24 protein-coding genes are annotated in these 22,593 nt (G+C 31.4%); 10 read left to right on the forward strand and 14 right to left on the reverse strand.

The genetic code is table 11. The features are described 5' to 3' along the window. Positions 1-16: 16 nt before the first annotated feature. On the reverse strand, positions 17-346 hold the full coding sequence (locus Q0820_RS10780) for a MerR family transcriptional regulator (RefSeq protein WP_298487646.1): 330 nt from the start codon (positions 344-346) through the stop codon (positions 17-19). Further along, positions 346-1,323, reverse strand: a complete 978-nt coding sequence (locus tag Q0820_RS10785; protein WP_121065386.1) for a M23 family metallopeptidase — start codon at positions 1,321-1,323, stop codon at positions 346-348. The genes Q0820_RS10780 and Q0820_RS10785 overlap by 1 nt, the downstream gene beginning before the upstream one ends. A 104-nt stretch (positions 1,324-1,427) precedes the next feature. Between Q0820_RS10785 and alaS the strand changes: the two genes are divergently transcribed. Genes alaS through Q0820_RS10800 form a run of 3 tightly spaced genes read left to right on the forward strand, consistent with a single transcriptional unit; the run spans position 1,428 to position 5,612 of the window. After that, on the forward strand, positions 1,428-4,043 hold the full coding sequence (alaS, locus tag Q0820_RS10790; protein WP_298487647.1) for an alanine--tRNA ligase: 2,616 nt from the start codon (positions 1,428-1,430) through the stop codon (positions 4,041-4,043). A 7-nt stretch (positions 4,044-4,050) separates the two neighbouring features. Next, entirely contained in the window at positions 4,051-5,001 is a 951-nt protein-coding gene (locus tag Q0820_RS10795; protein WP_298487648.1) for a GSCFA domain-containing protein, read from the forward strand. After that, positions 4,998-5,612, forward strand: coding sequence for a DUF4230 domain-containing protein (locus Q0820_RS10800; protein ID WP_298487649.1), 615 nt, complete (start codon positions 4,998-5,000; stop codon positions 5,610-5,612). The genes Q0820_RS10795 and Q0820_RS10800 overlap by 4 nt, the downstream gene beginning before the upstream one ends. Here the strand turns inward: Q0820_RS10800 and Q0820_RS10805 are convergent. Continuing rightward, positions 5,609-7,375, reverse strand: coding sequence for an aromatic amino acid hydroxylase (locus tag Q0820_RS10805; RefSeq protein ID WP_298487650.1), 1,767 nt, complete (start codon positions 7,373-7,375; stop codon positions 5,609-5,611). The genes Q0820_RS10800 and Q0820_RS10805 overlap by 4 nt on opposite strands. A 163-nt stretch (positions 7,376-7,538) precedes the next feature. Here Q0820_RS10805 and Q0820_RS10810 point away from each other — a divergent pair, with 163 nt between their 5' ends. After that, positions 7,539-8,006 (forward strand): Lrp/AsnC family transcriptional regulator, encoded by a 468-nt coding sequence (locus Q0820_RS10810; RefSeq protein WP_298487651.1) that lies wholly within the window; start codon positions 7,539-7,541, stop codon positions 8,004-8,006. Positions 8,007-8,062: 56 nt separating this feature from the next. On the opposite strand, the gene Q0820_RS10815 is transcribed toward Q0820_RS10810, so the two are convergent. Continuing rightward, entirely contained in the window at positions 8,063-8,623 is a 561-nt protein-coding gene (locus Q0820_RS10815) for a DUF4136 domain-containing protein (protein ID WP_298487652.1), read from the reverse strand. A 78-nt stretch (positions 8,624-8,701) separates the two neighbouring features. Continuing rightward, on the reverse strand, positions 8,702-8,860 hold the full coding sequence (locus Q0820_RS10820; RefSeq protein WP_298487653.1) for a DUF5522 domain-containing protein: 159 nt from the start codon (positions 8,858-8,860) through the stop codon (positions 8,702-8,704). A gap of 207 nt (positions 8,861-9,067) precedes the next feature. Here Q0820_RS10820 and Q0820_RS10825 point away from each other — a divergent pair, with 207 nt between their 5' ends. From Q0820_RS10825 to hemL, 4 genes are read left to right on the forward strand one after another with little or no spacing between them, the layout of a single operon-like run. After that, positions 9,068-9,400 (forward strand): hypothetical protein, encoded by a 333-nt coding sequence (locus Q0820_RS10825; protein ID WP_298487654.1) that lies wholly within the window; start codon positions 9,068-9,070, stop codon positions 9,398-9,400. An 11-nt stretch (positions 9,401-9,411) separates the two neighbouring features. Next, positions 9,412-10,317 carry a 1-aminocyclopropane-1-carboxylate deaminase/D-cysteine desulfhydrase gene (locus tag Q0820_RS10830; RefSeq protein ID WP_298487655.1) on the forward strand — a complete coding sequence of 302 codons (906 nt, stop codon included), beginning with the start codon at positions 9,412-9,414 and terminating at the stop codon, positions 10,315-10,317. Continuing rightward, positions 10,314-11,129: a glucosaminidase domain-containing protein gene (locus tag Q0820_RS10835; protein WP_298487656.1), complete on the forward strand. Its 816-nt coding sequence runs from the start codon at positions 10,314-10,316 to the stop codon at positions 11,127-11,129. The genes Q0820_RS10830 and Q0820_RS10835 overlap by 4 nt, the downstream gene beginning before the upstream one ends. A gap of 17 nt (positions 11,130-11,146) precedes the next feature. Continuing rightward, positions 11,147-12,424, forward strand: a complete 1,278-nt coding sequence (gene hemL, locus Q0820_RS10840) for a glutamate-1-semialdehyde 2,1-aminomutase (protein WP_298487657.1) — start codon at positions 11,147-11,149, stop codon at positions 12,422-12,424. A 12-nt stretch (positions 12,425-12,436) separates the two neighbouring features. Here hemL and Q0820_RS10845 read toward each other — a convergent pair whose 3' ends face one another. The 6 genes from Q0820_RS10845 to Q0820_RS10870 form a co-directional block, all read right to left on the reverse strand. Next, positions 12,437-13,456 (reverse strand): adenosine deaminase, encoded by a 1,020-nt coding sequence (locus tag Q0820_RS10845; RefSeq protein ID WP_298487658.1) that lies wholly within the window; start codon positions 13,454-13,456, stop codon positions 12,437-12,439. 112 nt (positions 13,457-13,568) lie between these two features. Further along, complete coding sequence (locus Q0820_RS10850; protein ID WP_298487659.1) at positions 13,569-14,660, reverse strand: serine hydrolase; 1,092 nt, start codon at positions 14,658-14,660, stop codon at positions 13,569-13,571. Between the two features lie 179 nt (positions 14,661-14,839). Next, positions 14,840-15,922 carry an alkene reductase gene (locus tag Q0820_RS10855; protein ID WP_298487660.1) on the reverse strand — a complete coding sequence of 361 codons (1,083 nt, stop codon included), beginning with the start codon at positions 15,920-15,922 and terminating at the stop codon, positions 14,840-14,842. 11 nt (positions 15,923-15,933) lie between these two features. Beyond that, the gene (locus Q0820_RS10860) at positions 15,934-16,596 is read right to left on the reverse strand and encodes a peroxiredoxin-like family protein (RefSeq protein ID WP_298487661.1); all 663 of its coding nucleotides are present in this window, start codon (positions 16,594-16,596) and stop codon (positions 15,934-15,936) included. 59 nt (positions 16,597-16,655) lie between these two features. Further along, on the reverse strand, positions 16,656-17,216 hold the full coding sequence (locus tag Q0820_RS10865) for a TetR/AcrR family transcriptional regulator (protein ID WP_298487662.1): 561 nt from the start codon (positions 17,214-17,216) through the stop codon (positions 16,656-16,658). 243 nt (positions 17,217-17,459) lie between these two features. Continuing rightward, positions 17,460-18,374 (reverse strand): NAD(P)/FAD-dependent oxidoreductase, encoded by a 915-nt coding sequence (locus Q0820_RS10870; RefSeq protein ID WP_298487663.1) that lies wholly within the window; start codon positions 18,372-18,374, stop codon positions 17,460-17,462. A gap of 139 nt (positions 18,375-18,513) precedes the next feature. Here Q0820_RS10870 and Q0820_RS10875 point away from each other — a divergent pair, with 139 nt between their 5' ends. Continuing rightward, a complete protein-coding gene (locus Q0820_RS10875; RefSeq protein WP_298487664.1) occupies positions 18,514-18,888 on the forward strand; it encodes a transcriptional repressor in 375 nt (124 codons plus the stop codon). 201 nt (positions 18,889-19,089) lie between these two features. On the opposite strand, the gene Q0820_RS10880 is transcribed toward Q0820_RS10875, so the two are convergent. The 3 genes from Q0820_RS10880 to Q0820_RS10890 form a co-directional block, all read right to left on the reverse strand. Further along, on the reverse strand, positions 19,090-19,668 hold the full coding sequence (locus Q0820_RS10880) for an NAD(P)H-dependent oxidoreductase (protein WP_298487665.1): 579 nt from the start codon (positions 19,666-19,668) through the stop codon (positions 19,090-19,092). Between the two features lie 57 nt (positions 19,669-19,725). Continuing rightward, positions 19,726-20,289 (reverse strand): Crp/Fnr family transcriptional regulator, encoded by a 564-nt coding sequence (locus tag Q0820_RS10885; RefSeq protein WP_298487666.1) that lies wholly within the window; start codon positions 20,287-20,289, stop codon positions 19,726-19,728. 172 nt (positions 20,290-20,461) lie between these two features. Continuing rightward, positions 20,462-21,334 carry a hypothetical protein gene (locus Q0820_RS10890; RefSeq protein ID WP_298487667.1) on the reverse strand — a complete coding sequence of 291 codons (873 nt, stop codon included), beginning with the start codon at positions 21,332-21,334 and terminating at the stop codon, positions 20,462-20,464. A 499-nt stretch (positions 21,335-21,833) separates the two neighbouring features. On the opposite strand from Q0820_RS10890, the gene Q0820_RS10895 reads away from it, so the two are divergent. Beyond that, positions 21,834-22,592, forward strand: coding sequence for an SDR family oxidoreductase (locus tag Q0820_RS10895; protein WP_298487668.1), 759 nt, complete (start codon positions 21,834-21,836; stop codon positions 22,590-22,592). The last annotated feature ends 1 nt before the right edge of the window (position 22,593 follow it).

Here is a 22,593-nt window from a genome sequence, read left to right on the forward strand (position 1 = left end):
AGTGTTTATTTAGTGTTTATAGGTTGTTCTTTATTTTTATAAGTTCCATTTTTACTTTTTCTAATTTTTGTATAATATCAAAATTAGATAAAGTTTTGTGTCGCTCTTCTTTTAAATGCGTTTTTGCTCCTTCTAAAGTAAACCCTCTTTCTTTAACAAGGTGGTATATTAATTTTAAATTGGTAATGTCCTGTGGTGTAAACTTACGATTGCCCTTAGCATTTTTTTTTGGTTTTAGAACATCAAACTCTTTTTCCCAAAAACGAATTAAAGAAGTGTTTACATCAAAAGCTTTGGCAACTTCGCCAATACCATAATATCTTTTTTCTGGTAGTTCTATATGCATTAATCTAGGGATTGATTTTCTTGATTAGCAAACTTTAGCATATTCTCAAATTCTATAGGCGATAAACTACCATAATAAAAATTAATTGGGTTTATACGATCCTTTTCTTTCCAAACTTCATAATGCAAATGCGGAGCTTCGGAACGTCCTGTGCTACCTACAAAGCCAATAAGATCTCCTCGCTTTACTTTTTGCCCTTTTTTTACATTGTATTGGCTTAAGTGTGCGTATAAACTAAGATAGCCATATCCATGGTCTATACGTATGTGTTTACCGTAACCAGAAGAATTATTGTCTGCTCTAACTATTTTACCATCTCCAGAGGCATAAATAGGAGTTCCTTTAGGAGCGGTAAAATCCATTCCATAATGCATTTTTCTTGCCTTTGTAAAAGGGTCTGAACGCCAACCGTAACCAGATGCCATTCTGGTTAAATCTTCATTGTTTATTGGTTGTATAGCTGGTATTGCGGCAAGTAATTTTTCTTTTTCTTCGGCAAGGATAGTAATTTCATCTAAGGACTTAGATTGTATAGCCATTTGTTTTTTAATAACATCTAAACGTTTGGTAGTAGCAATTACCATATCAGAATTATTAAAACCTTCTAAGGATTTATATCTATTAATACCGCCAAAACCTGCTCTTCTTTGCTCTTCAGGAATAGGGTTTGCTTCAAAATATAGCCTGTAAATATTATTATCTCGATCCTCTATATTAGCAAGAACGTCTTCAATTTGCTCCATTTTTTTATCTAACAACTCAAACTGAAGTTCGTAGTTTTTTACCTCTCTTTGTAAGGATAGTTCTTTGGGAGTATTAATTAAATTAGTGTTTAAAAGGAAAATTAATCCTAATAAACCAAATAGAAAAGATCCTAAAAAAAAGAAACTTATGTTTCTATACCGTTTAGATTTTTTTGGTTCAATCTTACGGTAAGATAACGTATCTGGATCGTAATAATATTTTACTTTAGACATGAATAGATTTTATCCTATTTTTGTGCTTTAAATATAGCGCAATAAACAAATATAAAAATTGTTTTGCAGAAACCATTATTTTTTAAGAAACCTTACCATTTTAGATGAATTCCAAGGAAATTAGAAGTCAGTTTTTAAATTTTTTTAAAGAAAAAAACCACAAGATAGTCGCATCTGCCCCAATGGTTATTAAAGATGACCCTACTTTATTGTTTACAAATGCTGGTATGAACCAGTTTAAGGAGTATTTTTTAGGAAATAGTGTGCCTAAAAGTTCTAGAGTTTCTGATACTCAAAAATGCCTAAGAGTAAGTGGTAAGCATAACGATTTAGAAGAGGTAGGTAAAGATACGTACCACCATACTATGTTCGAGATGCTTGGTAATTGGAGTTTTGGAGATTACTTTAAAAAAGAGGCCATAGAATGGGCTTGGGAGTTATTAACCGATGTTTTAAAAATAGATAAGAACAGTCTTTATGTTTCTATTTTTGAAGGAAGCTCGGATGCAGATAATTTAGAAATGGATATGGAAGCTTACAATTTATGGAAGGCTATTGTACCAGAAGACCGAATTATAAAAGGAAATAAAAAAGACAATTTTTGGGAAATGGGAGAGCAAGGGCCTTGCGGACCATGTTCAGAAATACATGTAGATATACGTTCTGAAGAAGAAAAAGCAAAAATTTCTGGGGCAAGTTTGGTAAACAAAGACCATCCTCAGGTTGTAGAAATATGGAACCTTGTATTTATGCAGTATAACCGTAAAGCAAGTGGCCAGTTAGAACCTTTGCCAGCAAAACATGTAGATACAGGAATGGGATTTGAGCGTTTGTGTATGGTTATGCAAAATGTAAAATCTAATTATGATACCGATGTTTTTACCCCAATTATTAGAGAAATAGAGACTATTACCAATTCTAAATATGGGAAAAATGAAGAGGTAGATATTGCAATACGTGTAATAGCAGATCATATTAGAGCGGTGTCTTTTTCTATTGCAGACGGGCAGTTGCCTAGTAATACTGGTGCAGGTTATGTAATACGAAGAATTTTAAGAAGGGCAGTACGCTATGGTTTTACCTTTTTAGGAACCAAAGAACCTTTTATGTATCGTTTGGTAGGAGTGCTAAATAATATAATGGGAAGTGCTTATCCAGAATTAAAAGAGCAACACCAATTAATAGAAAATGTAATTAAAGAAGAAGAGCATTCTTTTTTAAAGACATTGGATCAGGGATTGGTTTTATTAGATACTATAATTAGTAATACCAAAGGAAAAGAAGTAAATGGGGCTAAAGCTTTTGAACTTTATGACACCTATGGCTTTCCTATAGATCTTACTGCTTTAATTTTAAGTGAAAAGGGATTTAGTTTAGATGTGGCAGGTTTTGATAAAGCAATGCAGGAACAAAAAAATCGTTCTAAATCTGCATCAGAAACCTCCAAAGAAGATTGGACTATTTTACGAAATGACCAAGAACAAGAGTTTATTGGTTATGATAGATTAGAGGCGGATGTAAAATTGGTAAAATATAGAAAAATTACTTCTAAGAAAGATGGGCAGCAATATCAATTAGTTTTTAATTTAACTCCGTTCTATGCAGAAGGAGGAGGGCAAGTTGGAGATAAAGGATATTTAGAAGCACCTAACGGAGATGTTATTTATATTATAGATACTAAAAGGGAGAATAACGAAATTGTTCATTTTTCTAAAAATTTGCCTAAGAAATTAGAAGAGACATTAAAAGCGGCGGTAGATAAAAAACAAAGACAAAGAACCGAAGCAAACCATACTGCTACACACTTATTACACCAAGCTTTAAGAGAAATTTTAGGGACACATGTAGAACAAAAAGGTTCTGCTGTACATTCTAAATATTTACGTTTTGATTTTTCTCATTTCTCTAAAGTTACCCCAGAAGAGTTAAGTGAAGTAGAAGATTTTGTGAATGCTAGGATAGAGGGGAAATTACAATTACAAGAAAGTAGAGCTGTTCCTATGAAGCAAGCTATAGAAGAAGGAGCAATGGCTTTATTTGGCGAAAAATATGGCGATGCTGTACGTACTATTCGTTTTGGGCAATCTATAGAGCTATGTGGAGGAACACATGTTGCAAATACAGCAGATATTTGGCATTTTAAAATTAAGAGCGAAGGTGCTGTTGCTTCTGGAATTCGTAGAATTGAAGCCATAACTTACGATGGTGTAAAGGAGTTTTATACAGATAATAATAAAATATTAATAGGTATAAAAGAGTTGCTTAATAATGCAAAAGACCCAATAAAATCGGTATCCACTTTACAGGAAGAAAATAGCGCTTTAAAAAAACAGGTAGCTGAGCTTTTAAAAGATAAAGCAAAGAATTTAAAGGGAGATTTATTAGGAAGTTTGGAAGAAATTAATGGCGTACAATATTTAGCAAAAAAAGTAGATTTAGATGCTGCAGGAATAAAAGACCTTTCTTTTGAGATGGGACAAAATAAAGACAATTTGTTTTTACTTTTTGGAACAGAGCAAAAAGGAAAAGCATTATTATCTTGCTATATCTCTAAAGAATTAGCAGCGTCTAAAAACTTACATGCAGGAACCATTGTTCGTGAACTAGGTAAATACATCCAAGGTGGTGGTGGTGGCCAGCCATTTTTTGCAACAGCAGGGGGTAAAAATCCGGCAGGTATAGAAGAAGCTTTAAGTAAAGCAAAAGAATATATCTCATAAACTAGTAATGAAACTACAAACCCAAATTCCTTTGCAAAAGGAAAAAAACCAGATAAATTATGACAGTAAATTACTGTTATTAGGTTCTTGTTTTGTAGAGAATATTGGGGAGAAATTAGAATATTATAAATTCCAGACGGTTCAAAATCCGTTTGGAATTTTATTTCACACCCTCGCAATAGAAAGTTTAATAACTAGAGCTGTTACTTTTCGAGAGTACACTAAAGATTCTATTTTTTTACATGAAGAGCGTTGGCATTGTTATGATGCCCATTCCGAGTTAAGTTCTAGTACTCCTGAGGAATTGTTAGAAAAGCTAAATAGTGGATTGCAGATTACTAGAGACCAAATACAAAAAGCATCTCATATTGTAATTACTTTAGGAACTGCTTGGGTGTATACTTTTTTAGAGGCGAAAAAAGTAGTAGCTAATTGCCATAAAGTTCCGCAAAAACAATTTTCTAAGAGAATACTCTCCGTAAAAGAAATTCAAGAAAGTTTGGAGTATATAAAACAGCAAATTAAAATTATAAATAAAGAAGCAATTCTATTATTTACAATCTCTCCAGTACGTCATATAAAAGACGGATTTTTAGAAAACCAACAAAGTAAGGCACATCTTATTACTGCTGTACATGAGGTAGTTAAAAAAAGTGGTGCAGCTTATTTTCCATCTTATGAAATTATGATGGATGAATTACGCGACTATCGTTTTTATAAAGAAGATATGGTACACCCTAATACAACTGCTGTAAATTATATATGGGAAAAATTTACTTTAAGTTGGATTAATGAGGAGGCACAAAAAGTGATGGATAAGGTTTCTGTGGTTCAAAAAGGACTGGCACACAGGCCTTTTAATGAAAAATCTCTTAAGCATAAAGAGTTTTTAAAAGCGCTTGAAAAGAAAAAAACGTATCTTCAAGAAACGTATTCTTTTATGAAATTTACGGTATGAAGAAAATTTTAATAGGCGCTCTGGTTACATTGGCCATGGTTTTTGTTTTTCGTTCTTGTATGGATAGTGATAAAGAAAAAGCAATTCTAGAAGAAAATTCAATGCTTATTCAGGAACAAATTAAAAATGTTTCTAAACTAGTTGTAACCGAAGGGCATTTTGCAGAGGTATATAATTATAAGGATTCTCAAGAACTTTTTGGCCCTTTAATTACAGCAGATAAAAAAGCTTTAGTGGTAGTTAATGCCGAAGTTACTGTTGGGTATGATTTAAGTAAATTAACTTTTAAAGTAGATGAGAAAGCAAAAGTCTTATACATAGAAGAAATCCCAGAACCTGAAATTAAAATAAACCCAGATTTTGAGTATTATGATGTTACTGCAGATTATTTAAATCCTTTTAAAGCAGAAGATTATAATACTATAAAGAAAAACATACGCGCTTCTTTATTAAAGAAAGTAGAAGTTTCTTCATTAAAAAGCAATGCCAAAAATAGATTGTTGAGTGAGTTGTCTAAATTCTATGTACTTACCAACAGTATGGGATGGACATTAGAGTATAACGAACACATTATTCAAGAAAATAGTTTAGAGCAATTTATAAAGGATTAAGCTTTTTTACTTTTTGATAGACCTTTTACAAGGGTTATGCCATCATCAATAAGATGTTTAACTTTAGGATTATTTAGTTTTATATTTTCTAAGTGAGCGGCAATAGAAGTTGCAAATTCTATAGCGTTACTTTCCATTGCCAGTTCATAAAGTTCTATAGAAAGAAGCCAGTCATTAGGGTAATTTTCTTGTATTTCTTTAAATACTTTATTTCTAGAAATTGTTTTGTTTTTGCCTTCTCTATAGTCTCTAACTTGTTGGTACAAATCTTCTAGTTTTAATTGTTTAGCAGTCTTTTTAATTTTATAGGTTGTTGTTTTAACTTCATGTGTTATTCTATCAAAACTAGATAAATCTGCAGGGCCATTAAAAGCAGAAACAATTTTTTCTCCTATTGCCATATTATAAAGTTCGTCTTCCGAATTAAATAATACCTTTCCTAAATGCGTAACAACGCAATTTTTTAATGTAATTAAAATAATTTCTCCTTGTAAGTTTCGTGTTCCAGTAATAATTTTTCCTTTCACGGTAATATCGCCTTCAAATTCTAGAGAAATTAATTCGCCTTCAAAAATGTTATATGCCTTAAGGTCTCTAGGGCTCATATCCTCAATTGCAATATTAATACCCTTTAATTTTCCTACAGGAGAACCAAAACCGGAATAATGTTGGTTAATTCCTTGTCCTATAAGCTCTTGGTTGCGATAAGAAAGTGCGGTAGGTCCTGCTGTCTGAAAAAATATTGGATTACCATTATCTTCAAGAACCGAAATAAAATTACCAGAGATTTGTAAACCTGTACTTAGTTCTATAGTACCTATTTCTGCTGCATCTATTAATTTTTGAACACCACTTAGTCCTCCAGTTCTTAATGCCATAGTATTTGCAAATTCTTCTAAAACTTGGCTCAGAAATGAAAAATCTGGTGTTACAAATAGTTGCGGTTGTGGTTTGGTAATATCAAAAGCAGTGTGCGCTGCTATTTTGGAATAGGGTATTTTTTTTACTTCGTTTGTCATGCACCAAGCACTTTCTCCAATAGAGGATAAAAGTCCTGCGCCGTATATTTTAGGAGAGTCAACAGTACCAATTAAACCATACTCTACAGTCCACCAATGCAGGTTTCTAATAAGAGCCATTTCACTAGGTTTACCCATATTTTGCTGAAGGTGTTCTATTAGGTTTTCGGCCTCTTTAATTTCGTCTTCTGGAGTGTTTGGAGCTTCTTTTATAATAGATAAATGACGTACAGCTTCATATAATTCATAATCTTTTTTACTAGAAATAGCTTTACAACCTATTTCTCCAAATCGTCTTAAATATTCTGCGTATTCAGGATTAGCAATAATGGGAGCATGCCCAGCACCTTCGTGTATAATATCTGGAGCAGGAGTGTACTCTATGTTTTCTAATTGCCTTATATCTGATGCTATTACAAGAACATTGTATGCTTGGAACTCCATAAAAGCGGATGGAGGAATAAAACCATCTACGGCAACAGCTGCCCATCCAATTTCTTCCAAAATACGGTTCATACCGTACATGTTGGGAATGTTATTTATGGATATTCCTGTTTTTTGTAATCCTTCTAGGTAAGATGCGTGTGCAACTTTTCCTAAATAATCTACATTTTTACGCATAACATATCTCCAAACAGCTTGATCTATAGCAGAGTAATCCTCATAGTTTTGGGGTTTTATAAATTGCCTTAGGTGTTCGGGTAATTTATCTAAAATTGGATTGCTTTGGTAATTGTTTTGCATATTATATATGTAAATATAAAAATGTGTAATTACTATTAAAAATACATATTTGGTTATTTAGTAGTGTAAAATGTATAATTATTAGTAAAAATTCCTGTACTTTTAATTTATTAGGGAATAAGTACTTTTAATTTGAATTTATAGTGCTAAAACAGGAAAATTTATGGAACAAAAAATAGATAGTATAGACAGGAAAATATTGAAAATACTAGAGAAAGATGCAAAAACTAATGCTAAAGAAATAGCAGAGCGTTTGCAAATGACCAAAACTCCAGTTTATGATCGTATAAGAAGGTTAGAGCAGAATGGTTTTATTTCTAAGTACGTTGCTATTATAGATAAAAATAAAGTAGAGCCTAGTATTACTGTTTTTAGCTTTGTATCCTTAGATGCTCAAAAAGAACGCTTAATGGATGATTTTGCTGCTAGTGTAAAAAAGTATCCAGAAGTTGTAGAGTGTTTTGTAGTAGGTGGGGAGTTCGATTTTTTATTAAAAATAGTAGTTAAAGATTTAGATGACTATTTTAAATTTTCAAAAGATAAAGTAGCGTCCTTGCCACACATAGGAATGGTTAAAAGCGCATTTGTTTTAAACGAAGTAAAAGACAGTACTTATTTTCCTTTATTATAAATAAAAAGAGATTGTTTCGCGAAACAATCTCTTTTTTTAAATTTATAAACGGATGCTTATTTTACAGCCATTATTTGTGGTGGATAAGCTTTTAATATTTCGCCAACAAACTGCTGTATACGTTCTTCTTTCTTTTTTATACTTTTAGAAGGAGAAAGAGTTCCAATTCCTTTTCCTTGCCAAACCAATTCTTTGCTTTTAGCATCAATTAAATCTATATAGAGAGAACCTTGCGTTCTAGTGCTTACTTGGGTGCCATTGTTCCACCCTGGGCCCCAGTAATAAGGATTCCAGCCCCAACCAAAACCACCACCCCAGTAGTTGTTGTAAACATCAACTTGTTCTTTTTCCTTGGTGAAAATGCTTACCAAAATATCTGGAGAGTTAGATTTTGTAAAGCCTCTTGTAGCCATTTCAGTATCAATAGCTCTTAAAATTCTTTTTTTATCTAAGTCAGAAATTTGCGCTTTATCAATACCAGTCTTGTAAAATGCGAATGATTTATAAGAATTAAAATTAGCATCTTTATCATAATCAGAAAGTACGCGTACCGAGGTACAAGAACTTAATACAGCCAATACTAATATTGGTATTGCGAGTAATTGTAGTTTTTTCATAACAACTATATTTTTTGGGATTAGAATAGATTTTTTGTAATTAAAACATCTCAAAAATCATGCCGAAGAAACAGCTGGTTATTGTTTATTCGTCTTGGTATTATAACCATAAGGGCAATGTCTGCAACCACTTTCGCAACAATACCCTCTTTTTAAATGAAATTGTTCTGTAAATACTTTGTACCCTTCTTTAGATAAGTAAAAATCACCTTCTTCTAACGGAATAATCTCTTTCATGTACAGTAATTAGCTTATAAATTTTTGCTATAAAATTACGGATTCTTTGTTGATAACTGCCTTGTGTTTGCTAGAAACCCATATATTTTAGTATGGTTTTTAGGCTTTTTATTCTTTAATCGATTTTGTTTGTATGTAAATCTAGGAACTTTTAAAGATTAAAAAATTACAATTATCTTTGAGGATAAGCGTTTGTAAAAAGTATTTATGATATTAATATTCAAACATTTCTTCTATAAAAATTACGTAGGCTTGTCTTTATGGCCTTTTATAATTCTAAAGGATACTACCTTAAAAGAAGATATTGTACTTATTAATCATGAAAAAATACATCTTAAACAACAGCAAGAACTACTTATTATTCCTTTTTATATTTGGTATGTAACAGAATGGCTTTTACGAAGTATTTTTTATTTAGATACATATAAGGCATACCAAAATATTAGTTTTGAGCGTGAAGCTTATTATAATGAGAATAATTTAGATTATTTAAATCAAAGAAAATTCTTCAGCTTTATTAAATACCTTTGGCGTAATTAAACAAGAGTTTAGTGCAAACGCAAAATCAAAAAGTACACCTTCCTATACTTAAAGAAAAAAAAATTTCGCTCTACATAAAGCGAGAAGATTTAATACACCCATTAATTTCTGGAAATAAGTACCGTAAATTAAAATACAACATTTTAGCAGCTAAAGAAAAAAAGCAAAATTGCATACTAACCTTTGGTGGCGCATACTCTAACCATATTGCGGCAACGGCGTATGCTGGTAAAGAGCAAGGTTTGCGAACTATTGGTATTATTAGGGGAGAAGAACTTAAAGATAAATGGCAAAATAATGCTACGTTATGTTTGGCAAAAGAGCATGGTATGCATTTTAAATTTGTTACAAGAGAGGCATATAGATTTAAAGAAACATCAGAGTTTATAAATAAATTAAAGGAAGAATTTAATGATTTTTATGTATTACCAGAAGGTGGTAGTAACTCTCTAGCAATACAAGGGTGCGAAGAAATTTTAACTCCGGAAGACAATGTCTTTAATGTAATTACTTCAGCTGTAGGTACTGGAGGTACTATTGCCGGAATTATAAATACATCAAAAAATAATCAAAAAGTAATTGGTTTTCCTGCCTTAAAGGGTAATTTTTTACAAGAAGATATTCGTAAATTTGCAACCAAAATAAATTGGAAACTTCAAAATAAGTATCATTTTGGAGGTTATGGAAAAGTTTCTCCAGAATTAATTATGTTTATTAATACTTTTAAAAAAGAAACTAATATTCCGTTAGATCCAATATATACAAGTAAAATGGTATACGGTTTGATAGAGATGATAAAAGAAGACTTTTTTATACCTGGCACAAAAATATTAGCAATCCATACAGGAGGCTTACAAGGAATTAAAGGAATGAATGCAGTATTAAAAAAGAAAAATCAATTAGAAATAGTAGAATGAAAAAATATAGTTTATTTCTTTTAGTAGTTTTTTTAGTAATTGGTTGTAAGTCCAAAAAAACAACCATTCATTCTGGTAAATTAAAAACACAAAATGTTGTTACCCATAAAAAAAGGAAAACTGTAAAAACGAATAAAGAACTACCAAAAGATTCAGAAAAGTTTATTCATTTTAAATTTAATACGGCTCAAGAATATATAGATACTTTCTCAGAAATAGCGCAGATAGAAATGATGGCTTATGGTATACCTGCAAGTATAACTTTAGCGCAAGGATTATTAGAAAGCGGTTATGGGAAAGGAGAATTAGCCATGAAAACAAATAATCATTTTGGAATAAAATGCCATACAGGATGGGAAGGCGATTACGATTTTCATGACGATGATGAAAAAGGAGAGTGTTTTAGAAAATATAACCACCCAAGGTATTCTTATAGAGACCATAGTGTTTTTTTAACAACAAGGTCTAGGTATGCTTTTTTATTTGATTATCATCATAAGGATTATAAATCATGGGCTAAAGGGTTACGAAAAGCAGGGTACGCTACAGATAAAAAATATCCTCAAAAACTTATTTACCTTATAGATAAGTATCAGTTATATACCTATGATACTCCAAAGGGAAGTGTAGCAAACGTAAAAAGAAAACCAATAATAGTACCTAAAGCAAATTCTAAAAAACACATTGTTCAAAAAGGAGATACCTTGTATTCTATATCAAGAAAATATTTTGTTTCTGTAGAAGAATTAATGCGAATAAATAGAATGCAAAACACCAATTTGTCAATTGGTCAGGAACTTGTAGTAAAATAAAATAGCAATTATAAAAGATGATTTATAAAAGAAGTAGTGCCTTATTTAAGGATGCCAAAAAATATATTCCTGGAGGTGTAAATTCTCCGGTACGTGCTTTTAAAGCTGTTGGTGGGGACCCAATTTTTGTAAAGGAAGCAAAAGGCGCATATTTGTATGATGAGGATGGTAATACACTTATAGATTATATAGCTTCTTGGGGGCCATTAATATTAGGGCATGCTCATGAGCCTGTAATAAATGCTATTGTAGATAAAGCAAAAAAAGGAACATCTTTTGGAATGCCTACAGAAATAGAAACAGATTTAGCAAAACTAGCAGTTTCTATGGTTCCTAATGTAGATAAAATACGCTTTGTTAATAGTGGTACTGAGGCTTGTATGAGTGCCGTACGTTTAGCAAGAGGGTATACAGGAAAAGATAAAATCATAAAATTTGCAGGATGTTACCATGGGCATTCCGATTCTTTTTTAATACAAGCGGGTAGTGGTGCAGTAACTTTTGGTAGTCCTAATAGTCCGGGAGTTACTCAAGGAACCGCAAAAGATACATTATTAGCAAATTATAATGACTTAGCCAGTGTAAAAGCACTTACAGATGCTAATGCTGGGGAAATTGCAGCAATAATAATAGAGCCTATTGCAGGTAATATGGGTTGTATTATTCCTACTCCAGAATTTATTAAAGGCCTAAGAGAACTTTGTACTAAAGAAGGTATTTTATTAATTTTTGATGAGGTAATGACAGGGTTTCGCTTAGGAGCCGGCGGCGCACAAGAAGCTTTAGGCATAGATGCGGATATTGTTACTTTTGGAAAAGTAATAGGTGGCGGTTTACCCGTTGGTGCTTTTGCTGCTAGTAATGAAATTATGAGTTATTTAGCTCCAGACGGGCCAGTTTACCAAGCAGGAACACTTAGTGGCAACCCATTAGCAATGAGTGCAGGTTTAGCAATGTTGACCGAATTAAATAATAACCCAGATGTTTTTAAAAGTCTTGCAAAAAAAACAGAGTATTTGCATAAAGGTTTTGATGCTGTTTTAAAAACCAAGGGAATTCCGTACCAAATAAACCGTTATGGAAGTATGATTTCTGTGCATTTTACAGATACTCCTGTAGTAGATTTTACATCTTCTGCTAAAGGAAATAACGACACTTTTAAAACCTATTTTCATGGCATGTTAGAACAGGGTATTTATTTGCCTCCTTCTGCTTTTGAAAGCTATTTTTTAAATGATGCCTTGTCTTATGAAGATTTAGATAAAACTATAGATGCTTTAAAGAAGGTATTTTAATTTATAGCTTTTTTATAAAGAATTAAAATACTTTTTTACCTCTAAAATATGTTTTTCTTTACCTTTTGAAGGCAACCAGCAAGATTTAAAGGCATTAATTGCCAATTGCATTATCTGTTTTTTATTTAGGTTAAGAGCTTTAGCTGTTTCGTAATAATTAGCATTCATATACCCTCCAAAATATGCGGGGTCATCAGAATGTATGGTGGCAACAAGTCCTTTATCAAGCATTTTTGCAACAGGATGTTCTTCCATTTTAGAAATAACTTTAAGCGCTACATTACTTAATGGGCATAAGGTTAGGGCAATCTTTTCTTTAACTAATCTTTGAACTAGTTTTTCATCCTCTAAACAACGATTTCCGTGGTCTATTCTTACAACCTTTAAAAGGTCCAAAGCTTCCCAAATATAATCTACAGGGCCTTCTTCACCAGCATGGGCTACTAATTTGTAACCGTGTTTTGCAGAGGCGTTAAAAACTTTCGCAAATTTACTAGGTGGGTTTCCAATTTCAGAAGAATCTAAACCAACACCATCAATCCAATCTTTATAGGGTAATGAGGACTCTAATGTTTTAAAAGCTTCTTCTTCACTTAAATGTCTTAAGTAGGACATTATTAATTTAAAAGAAATATTTAATTCTTGTTTTGCTTTTTCAAGAGCTTTGTATATGCCATTTATAACTACAGAAAAAGAAACACCTCTATTGGTATGTGTTTGGGGGTCAAAAAACACCTCTACATGAACCACATTTTCACTATGTACTTTAGTTACATATGCCCAGGTTAAATCAAAAAAATCTTTTTCATATAAGAGCACTTTAGCTCCAGTATAATAAATATCTAAAAATTCTTGAAGGTTATTAAACTGGTATGCTTTTTTTAAAGAGTCTATAGAATCATAATCTAAAATTATATTATTTCTTTTAGCTATCTGGAACATGAGTTCAGGTTCAAAACTACCTTCAATATGTAAATGAAGTTCTGCTTTTGGAATACCAGCAACAACTTTTTTAAGATTAAATACTTCCATGTAATTATATATAGTTAAGACTAGGGTTAATGTATAGATTTAAACCTAAATCTATATAAAAATACATAAGTACTATTATAAATTTCCTAAAAGTTAGGAATGCCATTTTTTATTATTTAGCGCTAATACTTGGTAAGAACACTTTTTGCATTATTTCAAATGCTAATTTGTCTTCTGTAGAATTATATGCACCACCTGTAAATATGGCAACTATATTCATTTTAGGTATAACCATAATATATTGCCCACCATTTCCTGTTGCGGTTTTTGAAATTACAATTTCATTATTTATTTTGTAGGGTATGTTCCACCAAAAGTAACCATAATTAATTCCTGTAATTTTTGTTTTAGGAGTGGTAGACTCATCAATCCATTTTTGCGAAACAATTTGCTTTTTATTCCACATTCCGTTATGGAGTATTAAAACTCCTATTTTTGCTAAATCTCGGGAGGTCATATATAATCTTTTTCCAGAAGGAAGAATTTTTTTGTCTGATGTATGACCCCAATATAAGTTTGTTATTCCTAATGGGGTAAATAAATACTTTTGAGCAAATTCTTGGATTGTTATCCCGGACGCCTGACTTATTATCTCTGCTATTAAAATTGCACCCATAGAGCAATAAGTAGAAACTTCTCCAGGTTCATTTACAATAGGTAAGTTAAGAGTATACTGAAGCCAATCCTTTTTTTTATAAACTTTATCTTCTTGCCCTTTAGATGTTTTATCCCAATCATTACAATCTAATCCACTAGACATTGTCAAAAGATGCTTTATAGTTATTTTCTCTTTTCTGGGATCTAGATTTTTAGTCGGAATAATACCTTTTAAATATTTTAAAATGGGGTCATTAATACTTTGAATAAAACCTTTGTCAATGGCAATTCCCATTAAAATAGACCGAATGCTTTTTGTAGTAGAGCGCAAGTCATGGGGTTGGTTAGCTAATTGTCCATTAAAATACTCTTCAAGAATTAACTGTTTATCTTTTACTAAAAGGATACTATGAATTTTATTTTCCCTATTCAGTACTTGGTTAAATAATTCATGTATTGCTGTGGTATCTATATTTTGTGCTAATAAAGTGTTAGTTTTCCAGCCGTCTGTATGTTCTTTTGGTTTAGAATACGAATAGGTGTTTTGGCCATGGCAGTATGCATTAATAATAAGTACTAATACCAATATTGAGGCTATCTTTTTCATAAATTTTTAGTTAGAACTTTTTCATATTCTATACAGTCTATTCTAATTTTGTATGCGAATAATTTTTTTTGCAACAAATTACAATAAACATTTTTATAATTCCTTAAATACCATAAACGGTAGAATAAAAAAACGGTTTAAGATTACTCCTAAACCGTTTTTAATGGGGGTATTAAAATTTATTTTGCGTTCTCTAGAGTAGGGTAAGTTAAATATCCTTCTTCACCAGGAGTATACATAGTATCTTGGTCTACTTCATTTAATTGGGCACCTTCCGTAATACGTGTTATTAAATCTGGATTTGAAATAAAAGGAAAGCCTATAGATACTAAGCTATCTTCATTTTCAGATACTATTTTCTCAGCACGTTCTAAATCGTAACCTAAGCCACCATTGTAAATTACGGTTCCATTAAATTTGGCACCTAATTCTGTTAAATACCCTTCAGGAATTTTGGCCGACATGCCTGCCATATGTAAGTAAGCTAAATCTAAAACGTTTAATTGCTCTACTAAATAAGCATAGGTTTCTCGCATGTTATCAAAAATAAGCATGTCATTAAACTCACTAAATGGAGAAATACGAATTCCGGTTTTATCACCTCCAATAGCTTCGGCAATTTTTGTTGTTGTTTCCAAAACAAAACGTGTTCTATTTTCTATAGAACCACCATAATTGTCTGTTCTTTGGTTGGTACCTGTGTTAATAAACTGTTCGGCTAAATAACCGTTTGCAGCATGAATTTCAACCCCATCAAAACCGGCTTCAATGGCGTTTTTAGCAGCTTGTACAAACTCTTCTTGTGCTTGCTCAATATCTGCAATAGTCATTTCACGTGGTGGCGTGTGTGCTTTTGCTCCTTCACTAGTAAAAATTTCACCAGCAGCTTGTATTGCTGATGGTGCAACTACTTCACCTCCTTCTGGTAAATTTAGTGTATGTGCAATACGGCCTGTATGCATAATTTGAAGAAATATTTTTCCCCCATTTTTATGCACAGCATCGGTTGTTTTTTTCCAACCAGCTACTTGCTTGGTTGAATATACAGCAGGAATATTTGGGTACCCTAATCCGTTTTTTGAAGGCGAGGTAGCTTCGGTAATAATTAAACCTGCGCTGGCACGTAAACCGTAATAGGTTGCCATGATATCATTTGGCGTGTTCCCTATAGCACGAGAACGAGTCATTGGTGCCATAACCACATGGTTATTTAGATTTAAACTGTTTGATTTAAAAGGAGATAATAATTTTGAATTTTTCATTGTTTTAAGTTTTAAGATAGATTAGAGGCTAAGAATTTTATTATTTCTGCTGGTTCTGCTCTGTTACGGTATTCTGCATCTAAAAAGGCGTATGCTATGGTTCCATCTTCATTGATAATGTAGGTTGCAGCTAACGGTAGCTCGTTAGAATCGTCTCCATTGTAATCATTTAAGCCAAAAGAGCTGTTGTAGCTTTTTGCAACATCATCTGTTAGTTTGTATACAATACCGTATTCTCTAGCAATTTTGTTTCCTAAATCGCTCAATACTTCAAATTCTAGATTGTGTTTTTCAGAAGTACTTAAAGATTGGTCTGGTACTTCTGGAGTTAACGCAATTAATGTGGCGTTATTTGCTTTAAAATTTGGTAATTCTTGCTGTAATTGACGTAAGGTTAGATTACAGAAAGGACACCATCCGCCTCTGTACCAGGTTAAAACTACTTTCCCTTTTTTAAGATATTCTTGCAGTTCTACAGGGTTGCCAAGGGCATTTTTTAAAACGAAATTTGGAGCAGTATCTCCCACATTTTTAGCATTTTCTACCACGCCACTTTTGGTAACAGACTTAATACCATCATTATATATTTTTATTATAGATGCATCTGCTTTAGATTCAAAGTTGTTTTTTACTTCGTCTAATTGTGTTTGTAAATTTTGTTCTTTTATTTCCATGTAATTATTATTTATATTAATTATTTCTAAACAATCGGTTAGTTATAAGTCAAAAAAAGTTATATGTTCTTAAAAACCATTTTTATATAATTTTCAATGTCTTCTTTAGAACTTATTCTAGAAGCAGTACTTAAAGAATGTAATGACAGTGCTAAAAAATTTGCTTCTTCTAAAATAGTTTCTTCTGTTTTAGCACCACTTAATCGTAATTTTTTAATAATTATATCTTTTAGGTCTTTGCGTTGTTCTATTTGGTCCATTACTAAAGCATCATCACTATCTGCAAACTCATTACGAGTATTTGTTATAAAACAGCCTTTTAGTTTATCATTTAGATACCAGATATTTAAAGAATCTTGGAATAGCCTTTTAATGTCTTCTATACCACCTTCAGAATTTTTAAATCGTAAATAAATGTCTTTGGTGTCTTGATGATACAATTTTAAACATGCAATAAAAACACCATGTTTATTACCAAAGCTAGAGTAAATGGAAAACTTATTTATCCCCATTTCTTTTTCAAGCATTTGCATAGAAGTGCCTTTGTAACCATGTTTCCAAAATACAGGCATGGCTTTTTTAATTACTTCTACTTCACAATAATTTTTAACTCTAGGCATTTAATTTTCAATTACAGTACAAAACTAACCAACTGGTTAGAAATAAAAAATGTTTTAACTTTTTTTTAATTTTTAAATGCTTGGGCATTTCTACTGCATCTAATTCTAGAAATAAGAATATTTTTGAAGAGTTTTTAGTAAAAAATATTTTGCCGTAATGGCTAACTTTAAAGCCGCTGCATCTCCTTTCCTATTAATTTTTTTCCCAGAACTATGTCATTAGGAACTCTATATTTTAACTGCTTAATCTTTATTAAAAGAATCATCTGCTAATTCTCTATTAATCATTGCTCCTGTAACATTACCAGCATAAACAGCATTGGCAAGGGAGCGCATAGGAGCGCTATTATCTCCACATGCATAGATGTCATTTACAGTGGTTTTATACATGGGATTTATTTTAAGGTGGCCATGTTCTGTAAGTTCACATCCCAAATCCATAGGTAAAGTAGTATTTTGTTCAAAAGGGATTGCAGCATAAGCACAATCAAAATTTTCTTTACTACCATCTTTAAAAATAATTTTTTCTAACTGCCCGTTAGTGTGTTTAATTTCAGAAATTTCTTTTTCTATAATTTTAATATTGTTTTTTTCAAGTTTAGCAATTTGTTCAGTGCTAAAATTTGCTTTACCAGAAGTTAAAAGAGTACTATTTTTAGTTAAATTTTTTACTAAAGGAGTAATGTGTATTGCCTTTTCTCCATTTGCTATAATAGCAGTTTTCTTGTTTCTAATTTCATACCCATGGCAATATGGACAGTGTACAACAGAAATTGCCCAGCACTCTGCAAACCCTTTTATTTTTGGTATTAAATCTTTAATTCCTGTAGCAAAAACAATTTTTTTAGCTTTAAAAGTAGTTTCTAAAGAAGTTGTAATTTCAAACCCTTCTTTTGTCTTTTTTGCCCCGGTTGCTAACCCTTCATAAAATGTTACAGTGTTATACTTTAAAACTTGGTTTTTAGCAATTTCAGATATTTCTTGTGGTGTACTACCATCTTGAGTTAAAAAGTTGTGGGAATTTGGTGTTTGCCTATTACATGGTTTTCCAGAATCTATAATTAATGTTTTTCTTAGGGAGCGTCCTAAAGCCATTGCTGCGGAAAGTCCAGAATAGCTACCACCTATTATAATTACTTCATATTCATTTTTGCCCATAATTTATATTTTAAGTGTTAATACACGTATTATCTAAATTTTTTTAATCAATACTTTTACTAAATGCGAACATGTCGCAATAATTATTTAGCAAATATAGAGTAATTTTTGTATTATTGCGACACATTCGCATTTGCATATGAAAAGAAGAAATACGCCAGCAAAAGAAGCAGTACTTAATTTGTTATCTAGCTCAAGAAAAGCTTTAAGCCAAGATGCAATAGAAAAGCAACTTAATATAGTTATTAATAGAGCAACTATATATAGAGTCTTAAACAGGTTTTGTGAAGATGAACTAGTTCATAAAATTGTTGCTGAAGATGGCAAGCAATATTTTGCAATATGTAGAAATTGTAAGGAAACAAATGAAGTCCTTCATCATTTTCATTTTAGGTGTTTATCTTGTGATAGTATAGAGTGCCTCCAAGTACCAGTTAATTATTCGGTACCTAAAGGATATAAAGTTCAAAATACAAGTTGTGTCTTAACAGGAGTTTGTAAAGATTGTTCTTAAATAGTATTTTATTTAGCAGACATTATTTTCTTAATATTATTTTTTCAATTAGAGTATTATCTTCTCTGTTTTGCACATGTTTAGAATTTTCTAATTAAAAGACATCTTTTAAAGACGGAAATATTTTGTTTGCGCTGTTAAGCATTTTAATTCAAGGAAACATAATATCTTTTTTAGCAGCAAATAAATATATTGGAGTGGTTATTTTAATTGGGCACCTAGATCAAGTACTTTTTTTAACCATTTTTCTCTAAAATTAGAGCTAGAATTTTTAATAGGTGCAATATAAGTTACTTTGACTGGCTTTATTCCACAAAATTGTAAAGTCCCTTTTTTAAACTGATTTATAGTAGGACGTTTCATAATTAAAAGGTCATACCATTTTGGAGTGTCTGCTGTAATAATTAATCTTGCAGATTTTCCTTTTAAAAGTTTTTTTGGAAAAGGACTTCCATCAATCGGTTCAAAAGTAATTCCGGGTAAAAATGTTCTGTCGATAAAACCTTTCATTAATGCAGGATAGCCATACCACCAAATTGGAAATATCCATACTATATGATGAGCTTCTTTTATTTTATGAATAGCATCAACTAAGTCAGGTTCTAATTTTATTCTTTTATGATAACCAAATGCTAGATTAGGATTAAATTCCAATTCTGCAATGTTAATTTGGGTTACTATTGAATCTGTTCTATTTACTCCTTTTTTATAAACTTCTGATATGGCGTAATTAAAACTCTCTTTGTTTGGATGCCCATTAATTATTAATATTTTTTTCATACTTCTTTCTTTTTTACAAAGAACAGCAGCAGCATTATTATCTGAAAGGACATTTGTCTAAATCGAAGTAGACTTTCTTATTCTGCTAAAATGTCTTTGGGTAATACCTAAATATGACGCGAGAAAGTTAAGAGGTATTAATTGTAAAAGTTTTGGTTGATTCGTTAATAAATCATGATAACGTTGTTTAGCATTTTCTTTTTGTAACAAGAAAATTCTCTTTTCCATTTTAATATATTCTTGTTCTGCAATAAACTTAAAAAACCTTAACCAATTAGTACTTGATTTTTCTAATTTCAGAATCTCATCTTTTGAGATGGTTAATAGCTCAATAGTAGTTAAAGCTTGAATATTTTCTGCAGTTTTTTCTTGAGATAAAAAAGAAGAGTAGGCACTTACAAAAGAGTTAGAAAAAGTGAAACAGTATGTTACTTCTTCAGAAGATGAGGAATGATAAAATGACCTAAGTAATCCAGAAATTACAAAACCAACTTCCTTAGATACTTGACCTTCTTTGATAAAAAAATCACCTTTATTTAGTTTTTTAAGAACTACTTTTTTCTCAAATATATTAATTTCGTCATCAGTTAATATATTAAACGTTTTTAAATAATCTCTCATTTTTTTATTACTGCAAACGTGTTTGTGTGTGATTACGTTACGTGTTTCATCAACTAAAGTAGCAAATACAAGCCAAATAGAAAATTCGCTAGTCCCGACGCTTTGTGTTTCGTAAGTAGACTAGAATCAGAAATAAATTTTACACGGCGTTGGGGGTATATTTACTATTAATTTAATCATTAAATATTCCTTCTCCTATAAAGTTTTTAAATTTTTGAGGGTTTCCATTATCATCCCTTACAAGTAAATAATAAAATAAACCACAATCTGAAATGTCTGCATGACCCAAACTATGTGCTTGTATGCGTGTATACATCCATCTAATGTTTGTGTCTTTGTGGTCTCTCATCCAATACCAAACTGAAAAGTCATCCATTGAATGCCATAAATTTTTAGGATTTTTTTTATCATTCTGATCTTTAATTTTTTTATACTTAATACGATTGCCACATAATTCTTGTACATCATCCCAAGTGTGATGATAATCTCTTCGAATTTCATTTTCATTGAATTTACTATGAGATAAAAGATAGACATGATTAAGTGCTTCAATATTTCCTTGAACAATTACCTCATCTATTACCTGATATAAAAATTCTGATAAACCTGCATGTAAAAAGTATAATGGATCTTCAGCAGTTGATTTTCCCATCTCTGTTGCTAAATTTATTTTTGCTTCTTTTAGTTGAGTTGTAACATCAAAAAACACGTCTTTTTTAAAATTCCATCTTTCAATACATCCATCAGCACTAATTTTTAATTGATTTTCATTGTCAGGTCCAGCAGGAGCATCAATAAAATTATTATAAGAACAATGTACTAGTTTATCCTGCAATTCTAATTTAGCTATTATTGCACAAGAAGCTACTAAAGCTCCCCAATCATCAGGGTCTCCTGTAGGCCACTTGTAAAGATTGTCTGGGGCACTATTACCGTCAAAACTAACTGCAATCCTGTTGTTCGTGTAGTTAAATTCTTGTGAGTGTAACTCAAAAACACCTATCAAACTTATTATTAAAATCGTTAATTTTTTAATCCTATTCATATTTTTTTTATTGGTAATTACCAGCAACTACGGATTTGTATAGGAAACGTAGCGTGCAAAAAGTTTTTTTTGGGGATTAGTAAAGAACCTAATTTAAGATTTTCGTTTTGTGTTTTTAAAATCGTATTTTTTTGATTCTCCCGCTTTTAATACTCCCTCACTTGTTAAACATTAATACAAAAGTTCAATTTTTGAATCTTTAGTTTGCTTCTCAAGTATAAGTCCTTCAAGTATTGAAACACTTTCGTTTTGGTTTATTAGTTGGCTAAATATAAATGTTTTGCTTTTATTTTTTCTATTATAAAGCCATATTTTATATTTAGCGAACTTTGTTAATAATCGTGGACCTTTTGGTTTAGTACAAATACCCTATGTTTTTTATGACCTGGTAGCAACGTTTTATATTCGCCTTAATTTTATTTGGAATGTTTGTTCTGTTATTTTATGTTTGTATTCGGAACGATTGTTCCAGTATTATTAATGATAAAAAAAATATTAAATGAGTACATTAAAAGGTAAAGTAGCAGTAATAACTGGAGGTAATAGTGGTATAGGTTACTCAACTGCTAAAAAATTAAAAGAGGAAGGAGCAACAGTAATTATTACAGGCCGTTCACGTGAAAAGGTTAATTTAGCAGCAAAAGAACTTGATGTAATCGGAATTATTGCTGACGTATCGGATTTATCAGCTATGGATGCAGCAGTTAATCAGGTTAAAAATGAGTTTGAGAGGATTGATATTTTGTTTGTAAATGCAGGTGTTTTTATTCCTATGCCAGTAGGACAAAATTCAGAAGAAGGTTTTGATACTTTAATGAATATTAATTTTAAAGGGGCCGTTTTTACAATAGAGAAATTTTTACCAATTCTTAATGATGGAGGTAGTATTATAAATTTATCTTCAATTAATGCATATACAGGGATGCCTAATACGGCTGTTTATGGTGCAACAAAAGCGGCATTAAATTCTTATACGCGAGCAGCTGCTACAGAATTGGCTCCACGAAACATTAGAGTAAATGCTGTTAATCCTGGACCTATAGCCACACCAATTTTTAGCAAAACAGGAATGTCAGAAGAGCAACTCAAAGGAATGGGTGATATGATGCAAAATCGAATTCCTCTAAAAAGATATGGGAAACCCGAAGAGATTGCAGAAATGGTAGCTTTTTTAGTTTCAGAAAAAGCTTCGTTTATTACAGGTTCAGAATTTAATGTGGATGGAGGTCTTAATGTGAATCCAATATTTGCAATATAGT

The sequence above is a fragment of the uncultured Maribacter sp. genome, from assembly GCF_947495965.1.
Taxonomy (GTDB): domain Bacteria; phylum Bacteroidota; class Bacteroidia; order Flavobacteriales; family Flavobacteriaceae; genus Maribacter_B.